The 18547-nt window shown below is 39.1% G+C and carries 21 protein-coding genes; 13 read left to right on the top strand and 8 right to left on the bottom strand.

The genetic code is table 11. From position 1 onward, the window contains the following. Nucleotides 1-6: 6 nt before the first annotated feature. From I6F43_RS05020 to I6F43_RS05045, 6 genes are read right to left on the bottom strand one after another with little or no spacing between them, the layout of a single operon-like run. Nucleotides 7-264: a BolA family protein gene (locus tag I6F43_RS05020; RefSeq protein WP_002957953.1), complete on the bottom strand. Its 258-nt coding sequence runs from the start codon at nucleotides 262-264 to the stop codon at nucleotides 7-9. A gap of 5 nt (nucleotides 265-269) precedes the next feature. Beyond that, nucleotides 270-563: an STAS domain-containing protein gene (locus I6F43_RS05025; RefSeq protein WP_010554274.1), complete on the bottom strand. Its 294-nt coding sequence runs from the start codon at nucleotides 561-563 to the stop codon at nucleotides 270-272. After that, the gene (locus I6F43_RS05030; protein ID WP_197101306.1) at nucleotides 556-1236 is read right to left on the bottom strand and encodes an MlaC/ttg2D family ABC transporter substrate-binding protein; all 681 of its coding nucleotides are present in this window, start codon (nucleotides 1234-1236) and stop codon (nucleotides 556-558) included. The genes I6F43_RS05025 and I6F43_RS05030 overlap by 8 nt, the downstream gene beginning before the upstream one ends. A 5-nt stretch (nucleotides 1237-1241) precedes the next feature. Then, nucleotides 1242-1790, bottom strand: coding sequence for an outer membrane lipid asymmetry maintenance protein MlaD (mlaD, locus tag I6F43_RS05035; protein WP_002957950.1), 549 nt, complete (start codon nucleotides 1788-1790; stop codon nucleotides 1242-1244). Between the two features lie 13 nt (nucleotides 1791-1803). After that, nucleotides 1804-2583 (bottom strand): lipid asymmetry maintenance ABC transporter permease subunit MlaE, encoded by a 780-nt coding sequence (gene mlaE / locus I6F43_RS05040; protein WP_002957949.1) that lies wholly within the window; start codon nucleotides 2581-2583, stop codon nucleotides 1804-1806. Then, entirely contained in the window at nucleotides 2583-3398 is an 816-nt protein-coding gene (locus tag I6F43_RS05045; protein WP_076916424.1) for an ATP-binding cassette domain-containing protein, read from the bottom strand. The genes mlaE and I6F43_RS05045 overlap by 1 nt, the downstream gene beginning before the upstream one ends. Nucleotides 3399-3653: 255 nt before the next feature. Between I6F43_RS05045 and I6F43_RS05050 the strand changes: the two genes are divergently transcribed. The 13 genes from I6F43_RS05050 to I6F43_RS05110 all read left to right on the top strand — a co-directional run bounded on the left by I6F43_RS05050 (nucleotide 3654) and on the right by I6F43_RS05110 (nucleotide 13573). Then, the gene (locus I6F43_RS05050) at nucleotides 3654-4622 is read left to right on the top strand and encodes a calcium/sodium antiporter (RefSeq protein ID WP_024607453.1); all 969 of its coding nucleotides are present in this window, start codon (nucleotides 3654-3656) and stop codon (nucleotides 4620-4622) included. A gap of 3 nt (nucleotides 4623-4625) precedes the next feature. Next, complete coding sequence (locus I6F43_RS05055) at nucleotides 4626-5597, top strand: KpsF/GutQ family sugar-phosphate isomerase (protein ID WP_197101340.1); 972 nt, start codon at nucleotides 4626-4628, stop codon at nucleotides 5595-5597. Beyond that, complete coding sequence (kdsC, locus tag I6F43_RS05060; protein WP_007580311.1) at nucleotides 5598-6149, top strand: 3-deoxy-manno-octulosonate-8-phosphatase KdsC; 552 nt, start codon at nucleotides 5598-5600, stop codon at nucleotides 6147-6149. Further along, nucleotides 6146-6700, top strand: a complete 555-nt coding sequence (gene lptC, locus I6F43_RS05065) for an LPS export ABC transporter periplasmic protein LptC (RefSeq protein WP_007580308.1) — start codon at nucleotides 6146-6148, stop codon at nucleotides 6698-6700. The genes kdsC and lptC overlap by 4 nt, the downstream gene beginning before the upstream one ends. Further along, entirely contained in the window at nucleotides 6690-7235 is a 546-nt protein-coding gene (lptA, locus tag I6F43_RS05070) for a lipopolysaccharide transport periplasmic protein LptA (protein ID WP_024590191.1), read from the top strand. Before lptC ends, lptA begins: the two co-directional genes overlap by 11 nt. Then, a complete protein-coding gene (gene lptB, locus I6F43_RS05075; RefSeq protein ID WP_007580304.1) occupies nucleotides 7232-7957 on the top strand; it encodes an LPS export ABC transporter ATP-binding protein in 726 nt (241 codons plus the stop codon). Before lptA ends, lptB begins: the two co-directional genes overlap by 4 nt. A gap of 69 nt (nucleotides 7958-8026) precedes the next feature. Further along, nucleotides 8027-9526: an RNA polymerase factor sigma-54 gene (locus I6F43_RS05080; protein WP_197101308.1), complete on the top strand. Its 1500-nt coding sequence runs from the start codon at nucleotides 8027-8029 to the stop codon at nucleotides 9524-9526. Between the two features lie 26 nt (nucleotides 9527-9552). Continuing rightward, on the top strand, nucleotides 9553-9840 hold the full coding sequence (hpf, locus tag I6F43_RS05085; RefSeq protein WP_007580301.1) for a ribosome hibernation promoting factor: 288 nt from the start codon (nucleotides 9553-9555) through the stop codon (nucleotides 9838-9840). Nucleotides 9841-9844: 4 nt separating this feature from the next. Continuing rightward, nucleotides 9845-10297, top strand: a complete 453-nt coding sequence (ptsN, locus tag I6F43_RS05090) for a PTS IIA-like nitrogen regulatory protein PtsN (RefSeq protein WP_024590190.1) — start codon at nucleotides 9845-9847, stop codon at nucleotides 10295-10297. Between the two features lie 18 nt (nucleotides 10298-10315). Next, the gene (gene rapZ / locus I6F43_RS05095) at nucleotides 10316-11161 is read left to right on the top strand and encodes an RNase adapter RapZ (RefSeq protein WP_166377049.1); all 846 of its coding nucleotides are present in this window, start codon (nucleotides 10316-10318) and stop codon (nucleotides 11159-11161) included. Between the two features lie 42 nt (nucleotides 11162-11203). After that, nucleotides 11204-11476: an HPr family phosphocarrier protein gene (locus I6F43_RS05100; RefSeq protein WP_002957937.1), complete on the top strand. Its 273-nt coding sequence runs from the start codon at nucleotides 11204-11206 to the stop codon at nucleotides 11474-11476. Between the two features lie 130 nt (nucleotides 11477-11606). Further along, on the top strand, nucleotides 11607-12965 hold the full coding sequence (mgtE, locus tag I6F43_RS05105; protein WP_007580297.1) for a magnesium transporter: 1359 nt from the start codon (nucleotides 11607-11609) through the stop codon (nucleotides 12963-12965). A gap of 56 nt (nucleotides 12966-13021) precedes the next feature. Beyond that, nucleotides 13022-13573 (top strand): protein disulfide oxidoreductase, encoded by a 552-nt coding sequence (locus I6F43_RS05110; protein ID WP_197101310.1) that lies wholly within the window; start codon nucleotides 13022-13024, stop codon nucleotides 13571-13573. A gap of 456 nt (nucleotides 13574-14029) precedes the next feature. Here the strand turns inward: I6F43_RS05110 and I6F43_RS05115 are convergent, their stop codons facing one another. Together I6F43_RS05115 and I6F43_RS05120 are read right to left on the bottom strand one after the other, a co-directional pair. Continuing rightward, a complete protein-coding gene (locus tag I6F43_RS05115) occupies nucleotides 14030-16207 on the bottom strand; it encodes a YgiQ family radical SAM protein (RefSeq protein ID WP_007580292.1) in 2178 nt (725 codons plus the stop codon). Between the two features lie 130 nt (nucleotides 16208-16337). After that, the gene (locus I6F43_RS05120; protein WP_197101312.1) at nucleotides 16338-18527 is read right to left on the bottom strand and encodes a bifunctional diguanylate cyclase/phosphodiesterase; all 2190 of its coding nucleotides are present in this window, start codon (nucleotides 18525-18527) and stop codon (nucleotides 16338-16340) included. Nucleotides 18528-18547 lie beyond the last annotated feature (20 nt).

Raw genomic sequence — 18547 nt, forward strand, 5'->3', positions numbered from 1 at the left:
CCCTATTTATTGCGGTAAAATAAATTTTTGTTCACGCTTCCACTCTACAGGAGTAAATGCACGAATAGATACTGCGTGAATTGTACCATCTGAAATTGTATTCATTAATGGGCCATAAACTAGCTGCTGCTTTTTAACTCGGCTTAAACCGTCAAAGCATTCACCTACTGCAACAACTTCATAATGACTACCATTGGCTTTTACATGTACTTCAGCTAATTGAAGTTCTTCGCGTAATAATGTTTCGACTTGGCTAGTTTCCATAACTCTCACTCAAATAGGGTTGTAACCTGACCCAATTGCATTAAATTTTGCAATTGCTCAGGTAGGTTTTGCAATTCAAGGCGAATGCCTTGCTGCTTTAATTCTGCAAAAGAGTGAATTAACCAAGCTAAGCCCGCTGTGTCAACCCTAGATACACCACTTAGGTCGAAATAGATGATTTTATGCTTGGTTAATAGCTTGTTGTTCAGAAGCTGTTCATCGCCAATTGAATTTCGAGTAAGCTCACCGTTTACTCGAAAATGTTGTCCATCAACTTGGCTTATTGCCAATTTAGTCATTCGAGTTACTGCCTCTAAACTGAACTGGTAGCTGACTCTTTTGCTCTAAAAGGTTACTTACATTATCAATACCTTGCTGACGCAAAATACCTTGTAGCTCACTTTGTTTTGCATCTAGTAAACTAATACCTTCAGCAATCATATCGTACGCGCGCCATTCACCGTCACGGTCTTCGCGTACTTTAAAATCGATTCTGATATCAGGTTTACCATCTTCAATAATTTTAGTTTTAACGACAACGACATCTTTGCCTTTAAATGCTTGTTCTGCACCAAACTCAACTTTCTGGTTTGTATATTGAGTGAATACACCTGCATAAGTAGCAACTAAATACTCTCTAAACACACCAATAAAGCGTTGAATTTCTTTAATTGCTTTGGCTTTTTCAGCTTCGTCGGTAATTGCACGTACTTTAGATACTTCACTACCTAGTACGCGAAGTGCTGCATATTTGTAGTCGATATAAGGCATTAATTCTTCTTCAACGATTACGCGAAGATGCTCTTGATTTTTAACAATTAATGGCTGATCTTTTTTAATACGTGCAAATGTATTATCAGCAACTTGGCGTACCATTTTATTTGGATCGATTAATTTCACATCTGCTGCACTTACGCTTTGAGTTAGCGTCATTGTGCCAATTACTACAATAGCTAAAAACTTTTTCAACATAATAATTACTCACTACCTTGGTTGAATAAAAACTGCCCGATTAATTCTTCAAGTACAATGGCAGACTTAGTGTCAGTAATTGAATCGCCATCACCTAGTGCTTTACTTTCCACACCAAACAAATCGTCAATTGCTTCATCTTGCTTGTTTTCAGTCACTGTTTCGCCTAAACAACGTTGTTTAGCCGAATCTGGAGAAATGACAGGGTGAATACCTAAGTACTGCTCACCTAAAATACCCGACGTTAAAATAGAGATTGAGCTTGTGTCTGAAAAACGACATAAATACTGTGCATCAATGGTCATGTTTACCACTGGTAAAAATTCTTGTGGGTGAACATAAATTGATTCAACACGACCAATTACAACACCACCTACTTTTACTGGTGCACGTGCTTTTAACGAGCCAATGTTTTCAAACTTGGCATTAAGCGTATATGTTTCGCCAGAGCCACTAATACCTGAATTGGCAACTTTAAGTGCGAGCATCGCAAAAGCTAAAATGCCAAGTGCTACAAAAAAACCAACTAAAATTTCTAATTTCCGTGAATTCATTATCTATACCCTATTAGCTGGTAAACATTACCGCTGTCAAAATAAAGTCAAAACCTAAAACTGCTAATGACGAATGAACAACCGTTTCGGTGGTTGCTTTGCTGATCCCTTCTGAGGTCGGCACACAGTCATATCCTTTATAAAGCGCAATCCAGGTCACCACTATGGCAAATACAAAACTCTTAATAATACCGTTTAGTATGTCTTGCTGAAACGACACTTGTGATTGCATGATTGACCAAAAACTACCTGTATCAACCCCCAGCCAATCTACACCCACTAAATGAGCGCCTATGATTGCTACGGCTGAAAATATCAATGCAAGCAATGGCATGCTTATAAAACCCGCCCAAAAGCGTGGTGCAATAATACGTTTTAGCGGATCGATTGCCATCATCTCAAGTGATGAAAGTTGCTCTGTTGCTTTCATTAAGCCAATTTCAGCAGTCAATGCGCTACCTGCGCGTCCTGCAAACAGTAATGCAGTAACAACCGGGCCCAGTTCTCGCAATAAACTCAGTGCCACTAACGGCCCTAAACTATCCTCAGCGCCATAACCAACTAATACGGTGTAACCTTGTAGAGCCAACACCATGCCGATAAACAAACCCGACACCATAATAATCAGTAACGATTGCGAACCCACCATATAAAGTTGGCGAACAAGTAACGGTGTGCCTTTTTTAAAATTAGGAACATGCGCAAGCGCACTAAACAGCATATAAGCCGAACGGCCAAGAGCCGCAAAACGTCCTAGCGTTTTATGCCCTAGCTTTTGAAATAAATCCAACATTATGCTTTTTCTCCAAGTAGTTCATCTGCATAAGCTTGAGCCGGAAAATGAAATGGTACCGGACCATCCGACAAGCCTTTTAAAAACTGTTGAACTAAAGGAGATTCATGATTGCGCATTTCATCAGGAGTACCACAACCAATTACACCTTGATCGGCGATAATTATAACGTGATCGGCAATACTCATTACCTCTGTCACATCGTGTGTCACAATTAAAGACGATAAACTCAATACTTCGTTAAGCGACTTAATTAGCTTAACCAATACGCCCATCGAAATAGGATCTTGTCCTGCAAATGGTTCATCGTACATGATTAGCTCTGGATCAAGTGCTATAGCGCGCGCAAGTGCAGCACGTCTTGCCATACCGCCCGATAACTCAGAGGGCATTAAATCTTTAGCGCCACGTAGCCCAACCGCTTGCAATTTCATTAATACAACTAATCGGATAAGGTCTTCACTTAGCTTTGTGTGCTCTCTTATAGGAAACGCAATATTGTCAAATACCGACATATCAGTAAACAGCGCACCACTTTGAAAAAGCATGCTCATTTTAGTACGTGCTTCGTATAACTCTTTACGAGACATTTTAGGAATGCTGCCACCTTCAAATAAAATATCACCTGAATCTGGTTTAAGCTGACCACCAATTAAACGCAACATAGTGGTTTTGCCAATTCCGCTTGGCCCCATGATCGCAGTAATTTTACCTTTAGGAACGCTAAAACTCATATTTTTATATATAGTTCTATTGCCTCTCGAAAAGCTAACATCCTTGACTTCTACTATTGATTGCGACAAGTCGCTCTCCATAAAAATGTTCACTAGTGCACCTATTTTAAAGCTTTTTTGTCAAAGATGGAAAAAACAATTCGTAAGATTTTGTAATACACCCATGAAAAGGATTATAAGACTCGCTCAAAACAGCTTAACCCCGGCTTAAATTTTTAAATTAGCTGTTTAAAAGCAGCATTGTTACCTAGTTGACCTTACTCTTTTATTTATACTTTCATCTTGGCTTTTGTTACTATTCGCGCCATCCGTATTTTGTATAACTGGCTTAACACAATGGTTACCTCGTTTGTTATTTTAATTCTTGGTTTTGCAGCTCTTGTTTGGAGTGCAGACAGGTTTGTTTATGGCGCTGCGGCTCTTGCTAAAAACTTTGGTGTACCTACACTTATTGTTGGTTTAACCGTGGTAGCTATGGGCTCTTCAGCACCCGAAATGATGGTTTCAGCCTCTGCCGCTCTGGCTAATAAAACCGACACAGCGGTTGGCAATGCTGTTGGCTCTAATATTACAAACATTTTACTTGTGTTAGGTATCACTGCTCTATTTCGCCCTCTTTCAGTTTCATCAAGTACATTAAAACGTGAAATGCCATTAGTGATGCTCGTATCTTTAGCTACTTGGTATGTGTTCTCAGATAACTACTTTTCATTTAATGAAGGTGTTGCACTTTTGGTTGGCTTTATCGTATTCATCGGTGGGTTAATTATTGTATCTATGCGTGCAAAAAACCAAGATGACCCATTTGTCTCAGAAGCCTGCGACGATGTACCAAACGATGTACCTACGAAAAAAGCGGTATTTTGGTTAGTTGTCGGCATGATACTCCTACCTGTTAGCTCTCATTTTTTAATAGGTTCGGCTGTCGATATTGCTAAATACTTCGGCTTAAGCGACTTAGTCATTGGCTTAACAATTATTGCTATCGGTACTAGTTTGCCTGAACTTGCCGCTTCGGTTGCAGGTGTACTTAAAAATGAAGATGATTTAGCACTAGGTAATATTGTTGGCTCAAACATATTTAATATTCTAGCGGTATTACCACTTGCCGGTATTATTAACCCTTCAGCCATTGATCCATCATTAGTAAGCCGAGACGTATTAATTATGATTGGCGCAACACTTGCTCTTATTATTATGTCATTGAACTTTAGAGGTACCCAACGTATCAATAGAGTAGAAGGCGGCTTATTGCTAATAGCGTTTTTGGGTTACCAAGGGTATATTTTTAGTCAAGTAGGGTAAATGATGGCAACGCTAAATTTTATTGAACAAGGCCTTCGCGTTTTAGATGTTGAGCGCCAAGCACTTAGTGATATTGCACAATATGTAGATGAAAATTTTCATAACGCGTGCCAATTAATGTACGACTGCGAAGGCCGTATTATTGTCATTGGTATGGGTAAATCAGGTCATATTGGCAATAAAATAGCGGCAACCCTTGCAAGCACTGGCAGTCCAGCATTTTTTGTTCACCCTGGTGAAGCAAGTCATGGTGATTTAGGGATGATCACTAAAAATGACGTGGTTATGCTTATTTCTAATTCAGGGGAGACCAGCGAAGTTTTAAATATCATTCCGGTTTTAAAACGACTTGGTGCCAAAATGATATCGATGACTGGCAATACGCAATCAACCATGGCGACCCTTGCTAATGTACATGTGTGTATTAAAGTAGAAAAAGAAGCCTGTTCATTGGGTCTAGCTCCTACATCAAGTACCACTGCAACGCTTGCGATGGGCGATGCCATGGCAGTTGCATTATTAGAAGCTCGCGGGTTTACAGCTGATGACTTCGCGCTATCTCACCCAGGTGGTAGTTTAGGCAAGCGTTTATTACTTACTTTAAAAGATGTTATGCACAGCGGCGCAAATACACCTATTATTAGCGTTTCACAAACAGTTAAAGACGCCCTCATTGAAATGTCTGCTAAAGGTTTAGGTATGACAGCCATTGTTGATGAAAATCAGCAGCTCGTGGGATTATTTACCGATGGCGATTTGCGTCGTATTTTAGAGCAAAGAATTGATATTCATACAACACAAATAGATGTTGTTATGACTAAGTCATGTACTACGGCTACACAAGATATTTTGGCTGCTGAAGCGCTTAATATTATGGAACACAAACGTATAAATGGCTTAATCGTCGTCAATGATAAAAACCAACCTATTGGCGCATTAAACATGCAAGACCTATTAAAAGCAGGAGTGTTATAAATGCAATTTGAAGAACTCTATCAACCGCTGAGCGATGATGCAAAAGCACGCGCTAAAAAAGTAAAGCTACTTATATGCGATATTGATGGTGTATTTTCTGATGGCCGTATTTATCTTGGTAATCAAGGTGAAGAGCTAAAAGCATTTAATACAAAAGATGGTTTTGGCATTAAAGCGCTTATAAACAGTGGCTTTGAAGTGGCTGTAATTACTGGTCGTCATTCACAAATAGTGCAACAACGTATGAGCAGCTTAACCGTACAGCATATTTATCAAGGCCAAGAAAATAAGCTCATTGCCTATCAAGAGCTAAAAGACAAACTCAACCTTAGCGATGAACAAATTGCTTATATCGGTGATGATGGTCCTGACATGCCCGTTATGGAATTAGTCGGCTTTGCTGTTGCAGTAAATGATGCCCATCCACTTATTAAACGTTTATCACACTATGTAACGCAAATGCCTGGCGGCTTTGGTGCAGTAAGAGAGCTCACCGACTTACTTATGCTTGAAAATGGTAAAGCATTGACTACACAAGGCACTAGTTCATGAATGCAGCGCGCATAATATTAAGCGTTTTATTCATTAGCTGTATGGTTTGGCTTTGGTACCCTTATTTTACACAAACAAATATTGTGCCTCAGACTGAGCCTGAAGTTATTGCCAAGCCTGATTACATAGCCATAGAACTCAAACAAACAGCCTATGACGAACAAGGTAAAATTAGCCACAAAGTCACTGCGGCTAAAATGGAGCTATATCAACAATTAGGTTTTACGTTTTTTGAAAAACCTATTTTTACTTTATATAACGAAAAGCAAACGTGGCAAATAAATGCAGACGAAGCAACATTATATGAAGACAAACAATTAATTTTAGAAGGCAATGTGGTTGCCAAAAACTTAACCGATAACGCCATGATAGACAAAATCAATGCTGATAATATTCAAGTAGATATAAAGCTATTAACAATGCGTTCGGAGCAACCCGTTATCATCACTGGGCCCAATTTAAAAATCACTGGTAAAGGCCTAGAAGCCGACTTAAAAACCGAAGTGATAAAACTAATTAACCATACGCGAACCATATATTATGACCAATAAAATATTAAAATCACTTATTATTCCTACACTTATACTAGCGTTTAATAGTAGTGCTGCAGAGCAAAACACGCAACCGGCTGCAAATCAAATTTCAATAAGCGCCGATAAGCAAGAAGGTCAATTAAAAGCTAATGTCGGAATTTTTGAGAAAAACGTTGAAATTATTCACGGTAACCGCCGTATCACAGCCGACCGCTTAGAAGTACATAAACGCGATGAACTTGGCGATAATAAACAATTATTAATTGCTACAGGTAGCCCTGCGCACTTTGAAGAGAAGCAATCAGATGGCACGACTATGAGCGCCAGTGCTGACGAAGTACGTTATGATGTATCTAAGCGTTTTTTAACGCTTGTTGGTAATGCACAAGTATCGCAAGCGGGACAAAAAATAAATGCTAAAAGCATTACCTACGATATAGAGCAGCAGCTAATCAGTGCCGAAAAAGATGAAAACTCAACTGACCGCGTTCACACAATTTTAGTGCCAATCGAGACTAAAAAAAGTAAAAAAAGCGACAAAGGTCAACCATGAGCACATTAAAAGCAGAGCTATTAGCAAAGAGCTATAAAGGCCGTGAAGTTGTAAAAAACGTCGGCCTTGAAGTCAAAGCTGGCAGTATTGTTGGCTTACTTGGCCCTAACGGCGCAGGTAAAACCACCACGTTTTATATGATAGTAGGACTTGTACCTAGCGACAAAGGTAAAATATCGATAGACGATAACGATATTACTCTTTTACCTATGCATAGTCGTGCTAGATTAGGCATTGGCTACTTACCGCAAGAGTCTTCAATATTCAGAAAGCTGACTGTTTATCAAAACTTAATGGCCATTTTAGAAACGCGCAAAGAGTTAAATAAACAAGCTAGAGAAGACACTCTCGATAAATTATTAGATGAATTTAGCATACAACACATTCGTGATAGCCAAGGTATGGCATTGTCAGGAGGCGAACGTCGTCGTGTTGAAATAGCACGTGCGCTGGCAGCAGATCCTAAATTTATATTACTGGATGAACCATTTGCAGGTGTTGACCCTATTTCGGTATTAGATATAAAGAAAATAATAGAACATCTTAAAAATCGTGGGATTGGTGTATTAATTACCGATCATAACGTAAGAGAAACCCTTGATGTTTGTGAAAAAGCCTACATTGTTTCTCATGGGGAGCTGATTGCATCAGGTACTCCAGAACACGTATTAAATGATAAAACAGTACGCGATGTTTACTTAGGCGAGCAATTTAGGCTGTAACATTTACGCCATGTCTTTAAGCATCTGCTAGTATTAATTATAACAACATAAAAGGATTGTTAGAGATACATGAGGCAATCACTACAGCTGCGCATGGGCCAGCAACTTACAATGACTCCACAGCTGCAACAAGCTATTCGTTTGTTGCAACTCAGTACATTGGATCTCCAGCAAGAAATACAAGAAGCTCTCGACAGCAACCCGCTATTAGAGGTTGAAGAAGCAGACTATTCAGAAGACGCTGCAGGTAAAAACGAGCAAAAAGCAGATACAGATGACATAACTGTTAGCGCATCTGCCGATGATGCTCCAAGCGAATACGAACAAGATAGTGGTGAAGCACTTGCAAAAGACACGCTAAGTGACGACATGGCTATGGATGTTAGTTGGGATGAGTACATGAGTGCCGCCCCAGCATCATCATCGGGTCCGATGCCTGAAGACGAATCAATATACCAAGGCGCCTCTACTGAAACGCTCCATGAGTATTTAATGTGGCAGTTACAACTAACGCCATTTAGCCCTACAGACGAAGCTATTGCTATTGCGATTGTAGAAGCCGTCGATGATTCAGGTATTTTAACACTAAGCTGCGAAGAGATTTTAGAAAGCTTTAATCAAGAAAACGAAGATGATAACGAAGTCGAACTTGATGAAATTGAAGCTGTATTAAAACGCATCCAACTGTTTGATCCTGTTGGTATTGCTGCACGTAGTTTACAAGAGTGTTTGTGTATTCAGCTTAACCAGTTTGACAAAGAAACACCTTACATTAATGAAACAAAAATGATTTTAACCGAGCATATTGATTTATTAGCTGCTCGTGACTATCGTACATTAATGAAGAAAACTAAGCTCAAAGAAGAAGAGCTTAAAGAAGTAATGACATTAATACATACTCTTAGCCCTAAACCTGCAGATACTATTGTAAGAGAAGAATCTGAGTATGTTATTCCTGATGTGTCAGTTAAAAAAATTAAAGGCCGCTGGGTTGTTGAGTTAAACCCAGACAGCATGCCTAAAATTCGTGTTAATAGCCAATACGCGGCAATGTCTCGCACTGTAAAATCCAGTGGTGACAGCCAGTTTATTCGCTCGCATTTACAAGAAGCTAAATGGTTTATTAAAAGCTTAGAAAGTAGAAACGACACGCTATTAAAAGTAACAAATTGTATTGTTAAGCAACAACAAGGCTTTTTTGAACACGGTCCTGAAGCCATGAAACCAATGGTTTTAAATGATGTTGCTGAAATGGTAGAAATGCACGAATCAACAATTTCGCGCGTAACAACCCAAAAGTATATGCACACACCCCGTGGTATATTTGAGCTTAAATATTTTTTCTCAAGCCATGTAAGCACCGAAAACGGGGGTGAATGTTCATCTACAGCAATCCGTGCGCTTATCCGAAAATTAATCGCAGCAGAAAACTCAGCAAAACCATTGAGTGATAGCAAAATAGCGGATATATTGGCTGAGCAAGGAATTAAAGTAGCGAGACGTACAATCGCAAAATACCGCGAATCTCTGGCTATTCCACCGTCAAATCAACGTAAAAGTTTGATTTAAGACGCAAAAAAAAGAGGGTAATGCTTATGCAACTAAACTTAACTGGTCGTCACGTAGAATTAACCGATTCACTAAGAGACTATATTAATACCAAATTTGCGAAGCTAGAAAGACACTCTGATCATATTAATAATGTTCATGTCATTCTCGATGTAGAAAAATTAAATCAAAAAGCAGAAGCCACCATACACGTAAGCGGTGCTGAGTTATTTGCCTCTACAGAACATCAAGATATGTATGCCGCCATTGACTCGTTGATCGACAAGCTCGATCGACAAGTAATTAAACACAAAGAGAAGCTTGCTCGACACTAATATGATGAAATTAAGCTCACTTATATGCCAGGACTGCAGCAAAGCTGCGGTCCTTTTTAATAGCAAAAAAAGAATTTTAGAGTTCATTAGCGAACTTGCTCACGACAAACTTCCGTATTTACCGCAACAAGATATTCTTAATGCTTTAATGAGCAGAGAAAAATTGGGTAGTACAGGTATAGGGCGTGGCATTGCCATTCCTCATGGAAGAATGAGCGGTGCAGAAGAGCCTTTGGCTTTAGTACTCGTTAGCGAAACTCCAATAAATTTTGATGCAATCGATAATCGCCCTGTTGATATTTTCGTCGCACTCATCGTACCAGATGGCGATAACCAGCAGCACTTAAAGACTCTAGCAACCATTGCTGATAAACTAAACAATAAAGATTTTTGTAAACAGTTACGCAGTGCAAAATCAGATACTGAGCTTTACCAAGTTATTGTCAATCAATCATAGTTTTATAAAGGGTGTTAAATGGAGTTAATTATCATAAGCGGCCGTTCTGGTTCTGGAAAGTCGGTTGCTTTACGCGTTGTAGAAGATTTAGGTTATTATTGCGTAGATAATATTCCAGTTAACTTGCTTCCTTCATTAGTTCGCAGTGTGTCTGATAGCTACGATAAAATTGCTGTTAGCATTGATGTACGGAACATCCCTAAACAACAAGATGAATTTAACGATATTCTTGAATACTTGCCAGGCTTTGCAAACCCTACGTTATTTTATTTAGATAGCGACGATCAAACATTGATCAAACGTTTTTCTGAAACTCGTAGATTACACCCACTATCAATTGACTCGTTGCCTCTTGATTTAGCCATCAAAAAAGAAAAAGAATTACTTGATGTATTAATCACCCGCGCCGACTTTATGATAGATACAACTGATTTAAGCGTTCATCAACTTGCTGAATCTATTCGTGAAAAGATTTTAGGTAAAAAAGATAAGCAACTGATTGTCACGTTTGAATCGTTTGGTTTTAAATACGGTATACCAAAAGAAGCAGATTACGTATTTGATGCACGCTTTTTACCCAATCCACATTGGGAACCTGAATTAAAACCTTTAAATGGGTTAGATCAACCTGTTAAAGATTATTTGGCCAATCACAGCATAGTGCAAAAATTCACATGGCAAATTCAGACATTTGTACAAACATGGTTACCGCACTTAGAGCGAAATAACCGCAGTTATTTAACCATTGCTATTGGGTGTACAGGCGGACAACATCGCTCTGTATATTTAGCGCAAACTATCGGTGAAAGTTTTGCAATGACACATCCCAATGTTAAAATTCGCCATCGCGAACAAGAAAAATAATATAGCTGAATAATCACCTGTTCAGCTTAGGTAGAGTAAGTTATGCATTGTGAAGACACTTTTTTAATAAAAAACAAATTAGGATTGCACGCCAGAGCAGCCACCGTGCTTGCCCAATTGGCAGTGCAGTTTGATGCGACAATTACATTATTTCAAGATGACAAAGAAGCTGCAGGCGATAGCGTACTTGCACTAATGTTACTTGAAAGTAGCCAAGGCAAAGAAGTAAAAGTTGTATGTAAAGGCCCCGATTCTGAGCAAGCTTTACATGCTGTTGGAGAGTTAATAGCACAACGTTTTAATGAACAAGAATAAACAGTTATAAAAATAATGCTCGCATTACTAATGCCCCAACTAAAACAGATATATAAAATAAATACGGTTAGTGACGCCAGTTAACTCACCTCTCCCCATAAAGTAATATAAAAATTTATAAAGGACGCCAATGCCTGAAGCTTTTGAACAAGATTACCCACTACAGCAACTAAAACAGGTGACTAAGTCACTCAATAGTGGTCAATTTGTTCAAGTTAGGCGCATGCTCGCAAAAACAGCTCCTTGTGATACCGCATTATTATTAGAATCATCACCACATAAAATTCGCCGACTCCTTTGGCAGTTGGTTGATCCTGATGTGCAAGGTGATGTTCTTGAAGAACTCTCAGAAGATGTTCGTTTAGGCATTATTGCCCAAATGGAACCTAAGCACATTGCAGCCGCAACCGAAGATATGGGCCACGATGACTTAGGTGAAGTATTACGTAGTCTGCCAGACACCGTTTATAAAGACGTTGTTAGCGCGATGGACATTCAAGACCGTGAGCGTGCAACACAAGCACTTTCGTATCAAGAGCGTTCTGCTGGCGCGCTAATGAACACCGATACGGTGACCATCCGCCCTGACGTTACGCTCGATGTTGTACTTAGATATATTAGGCTACGCGGCGAGTTACCAGAAGGTACCGATGACTTGTACGTTGTTGATAAGCATAACTGCTTTATAGGCGCTTTATCGCTGAGTACATTATTAACTAACCCGCCAGAAAAAATTGTTCGTGATTTAATGGATGAAGATTGTGAATCCATTCCAATCTCTATGGATGAAAGTGAAGTCGCGCAATTATTTGAACGTCATAATTGGATATCGGCCCCCGTAGTCGATGATAACGATCAGCTCCTTGGTCGTGTCACTATCGATGACATCGTTGACGTAATCCGAGAAGATGCTGAGCATAGTTTATTGGGCTTAGCCGGCCTTGATGATGAAGAAGATACCTTTGCGCCAGTACTAAAAAGCTCTAAAAAACGCTCAGTTTGGTTAGGTGTCAACTTACTAACTGCACTTGCAGCTGCTTTTGTAGCTAGCTTTTTTGAAGGCACTTTAGATGTTTTACCTATTTTAGCTGTACTTAACGGTATTGTCCCTTCTATGGGCGGTGTTGCAGGTAGCCAATCATTAACGCTTGTTATTCGTGGTATTGCGGTAGGTCATATAAATCAAACAAACCAACGTTTCTTGATGATGAAAGAGCTTGCTATTGGCGCGTTAAACGGTGTTTTGTGGTCGTTGTTAATAGCAGGTGTTATTGCCCTATGGCAGTGGGACTTTATGCTTGGTGGCGTACTCGCCTTCGCTATGTTTATGAACTTAGTGGTGGCAGGTGTTGCTGGTGCGAGTATCCCTATTATTCTTAAAAAGATGAATATAGATCCCGCTCTTGCAGGTAGTGTAGTTTTAACTACAATTACAGACATTGTGGGTATATTCGCCTTTTTAGGTACTGCTACCTGGTTGCTGGTTTAAATTAGAAACTTTTGCAAATAACTAAAGTAAAAAACACTTAGGGTAAAGCTGCAACTATGACAACGGATACCAAAAATAAAAAAGACACACCTAAAAAAACGCCAAAACAAAAAGGCCTATCAATATTAAAAAGTGTGTTGATATATGGTTTCATATTTTTCGTAATTTATAACGCTGTAAATTGGTGGCGACAACCTGTTATGCCAGCAAATCCTCAATTACAATTAATAGATTATAAAGGGCAAAACATTGATTTGTCAGCAATGAGCCAAGATAAACCAACACTTGTATATTTTTGGGGAACTTGGTGCCCTATTTGTAGTATTACCTCCCCTGCCATAAACGAACTCGCAAACGAGAATAACTACCCTGTCGTGAGTATCGCAATAAAATCAGGCTCGGATCAAAAACTACATGAGTATCTAAATGATCATGGCTACAGTTTTATCACTGTCAACGATCAACACGGTGAGATATTTGCCGATTGGCAAGGGCAAGTCACGCCATCTTATATAATCTTAAAAGATAATAAAATGACGCAAGGGCTAACAGGCATTCAGCCGTTATGGTCACTTAAATTACGTTTGTGGTTATCATCAACGTTTTAAGAAAAACTAACTGCAAGTATATAGGCACTAAATACGTGCTATCTCAAGAGGGGTTTCTAAAAGCTCGCTCTTTATCACCTACAATAATATAGATAATAAAGAGCAAGGTTTACTTAATTTACGCATGAAAAGGGTTTAAAAACCCTTAGCGTAATTAAACTAATCTACTAGGGCGTGTTGATCTTTGTGGATTGAAACTTGTTCAATCTAGGGGCGATTAAATCGCGGCGCGAGGTTTGTAACCTAGTGGGCTAAGTAAAAACCGAGCAACAAAGAGTTAATCGTCCCTAGAAAGAACCCAAAGGGCAGCGCATGTTTGGTATTTATGCTGCGTTATCGCCTATTCATGGGGAATAACCACACTACATAGGCTCCGCCTTGCCTAAAAACAAAACATACTGCTGCAAATTCACCCACCAAAGATCAACACGCCCTAGTTATTAATAGATTGAATCACTAACGTGTACTTTGACGATTACCGCCTACTTTTGGTTTAGTGTTTGCCTTTTTAAATTGGCTAAAACCGGTATGTCGCGTTAGTGCAGGACGTCCGCCTTTACTACCACCTTTACCTGCTTTTTCATCACGCCCTTCTTCAGGCACTAAACAGTTAGGCCCTTTACCAATTAAATTAGCTTTACCCATTTTACGCAGTGCTTCACGTATCATCGGCCAACCTGCTGCATCATGGTAGCGTAAAATAGCTTTATGTAATCTACGTTGGCGAGCACCTTTAGGTACTGGAACAACTTCTGTATTGTTTTTTATATTACGTAAAGAGTTCATTTCTGTGTGGTAAATAGTCGTCGCATTAGCCATCGGTGATGGGTAAAAATTTTGTACCTGATCAAGCTTAAAGTCGTTAGATTTAAGCCATAAAGCCATGTTTACCATGTCTTCATCTTTTGTCCCTGGGTGAGCAGATATAAAGTAAGGAATTAAATACTGCTTTTTACCGGCTTCTTTAGAGTACTTATCAAATAATTCTTTAAATTGATCGTACGCACCCATACCTGGTTTCATCATTTTTGATAATGGACCATCTTCTGTATGCTCTGGGGCTATTTTTAAGTAGCCACCTACATGATGCGTTACTAATTCTTTAACGTAACGCGGGTCGCGTACAGCTAAGTCGTAACGAACTCCAGAAGCAATCAATACCTTTTTGATACCCTTAACTTCACGTGCTTTTTTATATAAGTCTATTGTTGGCGTATGATCTGTATCCATATGCTTACAAATTTCAGGATACACACATGATAAACGTCTACAGGTACTTTCTGCCTTTTTGCTCGTACAACGCAGTTTATACATATTTGCAGTTGGACCACCTAAATCAGAAATAACACCAGTAAAACCGGGTACTTTATCTCTAATCTGTTCAATTTCTTCAATAATTGATTCTTGCGAACGGCTTTGAATAATACGCCCTTCATGCTCCGTAATTGAGCAAAACGAACACCCACCAAAGCAACCGCGCATAATATTAACTGACGTTTTTATCATGTCGTAAGCAGGAATTTTAGAGTCGCCGTAACTTGGATGAGGAATACGCTGATACGGTAAACCAAACACAGCATCCATCTCATGTGTTTCTAATGGGTATGCTGGCGGGTTTACCCAAATAGAACGATCGCCGTGTCGCTGAAACAGTGCTCTTGCACAACCAGGATTTGTTTCTTGATGTAGAATACGCGAAGCGTGGGCGTATAAAGGTTTGTTAACACTTACTTGTTCATAAGCAGGTAACTTAACATAGGTTTTTTCCCACGGTTTAGGTCGCGCAGGCTGAACCATAATTGGTTTTGCAGCTTCTGCCTTTAAGTCTATACCCGCTTGTTTAAATTCAGATTTACTACAGCCAACATCATCAGCACCGTATGGATTTGGAATTGGATCAATTTTACCAATTTTATCTATAGCGGTGGAGTCACTTCCACGCCAACCTGGTAAAGGTTCTTTTCTGATAACAGCCGTGCCGCGAATATCTTGAATAGTATCCATTGTTTCGCCTGCGGCAATACGGTGTGCAACTTCAACTAACGGACGCTCTGCGTTACCGTAAATTAAAATATCAGCTTTTGCATCAAACAAAATACTACGACGTACTTTTTCTTGCCAATAGTCGTAATGAGCTATACGACGAAGACTCGCTTCAATACCACCAATAACAATTGGTATTCCTTTGTATGCTTCACGACATTTTTGCGAGTAAATCATTACGGCGCGATCTGGACGTTTACCACCTACGTTATCTGGCGTGTAAGCATCATCGTGGCGCATACGCTTTTCAGCTGTATAGCGGTTAATCATCGAATCCATGTTGCCAGCTGTTACACCAAAAAATAAATTCGGTCTGCCTAGTTCCATAAATGCATCTTTAGAGTCCCATGCTGGCTGGGCGATAATACCTACTCTAAAACCTTGCGCTTCAAGTACACGGCCAATTACCGCCATACCAAAACTAGGATGATCAACGTACGCGTCGCCACTAATTATTATTATGTCGCAGCTATCCCAGCCAAGTGCATCCATTTCTTCACGTGTAGTTGGTAAAAATGGCGCGGTGCCATAACATTCAGCCCAGTATTTAGGGTATGAAAATAAGGCGCGCTTAGCTTTGAGTGTGCTCATAATTGTGGCCGTAGAATAACAAAAGGCGCGAATTATACCCTACTAAATTGTTTATATATACAAAGTAGTCAAAGCATATCGCGCCTTAAATTCTAAATCGTTCATTAGCTTAAATAATAAGTTAATCTTTTTAGCGTTTATTTATAAATTCTATTAATTCATTTTCAGGCATGGGTTTAGCATACATAAAACCTTGTACTTCATCGCATCCTAAATTTTTTAAGAACTGGGCTTGCTCTTGTGTTTCGACCCCTTCAGCAATCGTTTTTAAGCCCAACTTAGCACCAAGAGATATAACTAAGGCAGCAATAGCGCCAGTGTCATCATTTGGTAAATCTTTAATAAATGCACGATCTATTTTCAACCGATCCAAAGGTAAACTTTGAATGTAACTCAGCGACGAAAAACCAGTACCAAAGTCATCAATAGCAACTTCCATTCCGAGTTCTTTTAGCTCGCTTAGTGTACTAATAACCGTTTCCAGCTCATCCATTACTACGCTCTCGGTGATTTCTAATTCTATGTTTTTTGGCTTAACACCATATTTTAACAATGTATTTTTAACAGTTTGCGCATAACCTTTTACTTTAAACTGTGGAACAGACACATTAACTGCAATACAAATTTCTGTGCCCATATTTTCTAGGCGCTTTTGCTGTTGGCAAGCTTGTTCTAATACCCACTGCCCTATATCAACAATTAAGCCCGCATCCTCTGCAAGTGGCACAAACACAGCCGGCGATATATACACGCCATCACTTGCCGGCCAGCGTAATAATGCCTCACATCCAATTAGCGATAAGTCATCTAGTGCAAGTTGAGGTTGGTACCATACCTCTAATTTATTTCGAGCAAAGTCATGACGTAACTGCCTAATAATCCCTATCCGCCAAGCCATCTTATCTTGCATATCAATATTGTAATAAACGCCTTCTTTATGTTTTGCTTTTTTAGCTTGGTCAAGTGCAATATAAGCAACTTTCAGTGTATCAATACCGCTACTTTGAAAGTCTTGTTGTTGGCATAAGCCCACTCTAAAATCGATAGGGAGTAAATGTTCTTCTGCGTAAAATGAAATACCTAATTGCTCATTCAACTTTTTTAAGTCAAATTCGTCTTGGCGAATAATAAAACCAAAAACATCAGCGCCAATACGTGATAGTAATTTAGCTGTTGGGTAATTTTCTCTTAACCTTTGCACAATGCCAATTAATACTTTATTGCCGACCTCTTGCCCTAAGCCGTTATTAATATCTGCAAAATTAACTACATCAAGTAATACAAATACATGATCGTTCACTTGTGGCTTTTGATAACTCACCACACGCTCAATAAAGTTAGTACGATTTGAAATACCAGTAAGCACATCTTTATAAGCAGCATCTCTTAACTTTACAAATAACCTTATGTTATCAAGTGCTACACTTACATTAGTTAAGAAAATTTCAGCAAATTGTAGCTGTGCTTGTAAGGGAATGTGGTCGCACTCTATATATAAAGCCGCTTTTCGATGCTTACTTTTTAATATAAATGTTGAACTTGAGTCTATGTGTTGGTGCTTTGACAAACCAAAACACGACTCAACTTGTTCAAATACTTTGCTATCAACATTAATTAATTTTTTACCAAAATAGCTTTCGTAATGCCCGCAACCACCTAAGACCTGAATAAAATCATCGCCATCTAACTTACTGCAAACAAGCCCTCTAGGTGAACATTTTAAAATAATACTCATGTGCTTGATGATTTCTTTGCATAATTGCTTAACATCAGTAAGTCCTAAAATAGACTTTGATGCTGAAACAATCGTGTTCATTGCATCACTTTGATATTCAAGCTGACATACCTGCTCGTATGAGCGAATAGCGGTTATAAGCGAAGTTACTAACTTAGAACGAGTCAGCTCTGTTTTCGTTTTATAGTCATTTATGTCGTATTCTCGTATTACTTTTTCTTCTGGTGTAATACCTGCTTGCCCTGTTCTTAAAATAATTCTTACATGTTGATTATTTAATTCGTCACGCACCCTTTTTACAACCTGCAAACCGGCATCGTCAGTTTCCATAACAACGTCTAAAAAAATAACCGAAATATTTTTATTTTTAGCTAGCACTTCTATTGCTTCTGCACCCGAATAAGCATCGTGAAATCGCAAGCCAGCCCCTAAAAACTCAACGCCAGACAAAGCTAATTTTGTTACAGAATGAATCTCAGGTTCGTCATCAACAATTAAAATATCCCAAAACTTAGTCTGCTCAACAACAGCATCGTCTTCAAAATCTTGTTCAAAAAATAAAAAATCGTTTTGATCTGACGACATTCGCTCTCCTAAGTAGCAAT

The organism is Pseudoalteromonas sp. NZS71_1, assembly GCF_015864305.1.
GTDB lineage: Bacteria > Pseudomonadota > Gammaproteobacteria > Enterobacterales > Alteromonadaceae > Pseudoalteromonas > Pseudoalteromonas arctica.

Excerpts from the sequence above, each read along its gene's own strand:
- I6F43_RS05020 (WP_002957953.1), bottom strand. The coding sequence starts at position 264 with ATGGAAACTAGCCAAGTCGAAACATTATTACGCGAAGAACTTCAATTA.
- I6F43_RS05025 (WP_010554274.1), bottom strand. The coding sequence starts at position 563 with ATGACTAAATTGGCAATAAGCCAAGTTGATGGACAACATTTTCGAGTA.
- I6F43_RS05030 (WP_197101306.1), bottom strand. The coding sequence starts at position 1,236 with ATGTTGAAAAAGTTTTTAGCTATTGTAGTAATTGGCACAATGACGCTA.
- mlaD (WP_002957950.1), bottom strand. The coding sequence starts at position 1,790 with ATGAATTCACGGAAATTAGAAATTTTAGTTGGTTTTTTTGTAGCACTT.
- mlaE (WP_002957949.1), bottom strand. The coding sequence starts at position 2,583 with ATGTTGGATTTATTTCAAAAGCTAGGGCATAAAACGCTAGGACGTTTT.
- I6F43_RS05045 (WP_076916424.1), bottom strand. The coding sequence starts at position 3,398 with ATGGAGAGCGACTTGTCGCAATCAATAGTAGAAGTCAAGGATGTTAGC.
- I6F43_RS05050 (WP_024607453.1), top strand. The coding sequence starts at position 3,654 with ATGGTTACCTCGTTTGTTATTTTAATTCTTGGTTTTGCAGCTCTTGTT.
- I6F43_RS05055 (WP_197101340.1), top strand. The coding sequence starts at position 4,626 with ATGGCAACGCTAAATTTTATTGAACAAGGCCTTCGCGTTTTAGATGTT.
- kdsC (WP_007580311.1), top strand. The coding sequence starts at position 5,598 with ATGCAATTTGAAGAACTCTATCAACCGCTGAGCGATGATGCAAAAGCA.
- lptC (WP_007580308.1), top strand. The coding sequence starts at position 6,146 with ATGAATGCAGCGCGCATAATATTAAGCGTTTTATTCATTAGCTGTATG.
- lptA (WP_024590191.1), top strand. The coding sequence starts at position 6,690 with ATGACCAATAAAATATTAAAATCACTTATTATTCCTACACTTATACTA.
- lptB (WP_007580304.1), top strand. The coding sequence starts at position 7,232 with ATGAGCACATTAAAAGCAGAGCTATTAGCAAAGAGCTATAAAGGCCGT.
- I6F43_RS05080 (WP_197101308.1), top strand. The coding sequence starts at position 8,027 with ATGAGGCAATCACTACAGCTGCGCATGGGCCAGCAACTTACAATGACT.
- hpf (WP_007580301.1), top strand. The coding sequence starts at position 9,553 with ATGCAACTAAACTTAACTGGTCGTCACGTAGAATTAACCGATTCACTA.
- ptsN (WP_024590190.1), top strand. The coding sequence starts at position 9,845 with ATGAAATTAAGCTCACTTATATGCCAGGACTGCAGCAAAGCTGCGGTC.
- rapZ (WP_166377049.1), top strand. The coding sequence starts at position 10,316 with ATGGAGTTAATTATCATAAGCGGCCGTTCTGGTTCTGGAAAGTCGGTT.
- I6F43_RS05100 (WP_002957937.1), top strand. The coding sequence starts at position 11,204 with ATGCATTGTGAAGACACTTTTTTAATAAAAAACAAATTAGGATTGCAC.
- mgtE (WP_007580297.1), top strand. The coding sequence starts at position 11,607 with ATGCCTGAAGCTTTTGAACAAGATTACCCACTACAGCAACTAAAACAG.
- I6F43_RS05110 (WP_197101310.1), top strand. The coding sequence starts at position 13,022 with ATGACAACGGATACCAAAAATAAAAAAGACACACCTAAAAAAACGCCA.
- I6F43_RS05115 (WP_007580292.1), bottom strand. The coding sequence starts at position 16,207 with ATGAGCACACTCAAAGCTAAGCGCGCCTTATTTTCATACCCTAAATAC.
- I6F43_RS05120 (WP_197101312.1), bottom strand. The coding sequence starts at position 18,527 with ATGTCGTCAGATCAAAACGATTTTTTATTTTTTGAACAAGATTTTGAA.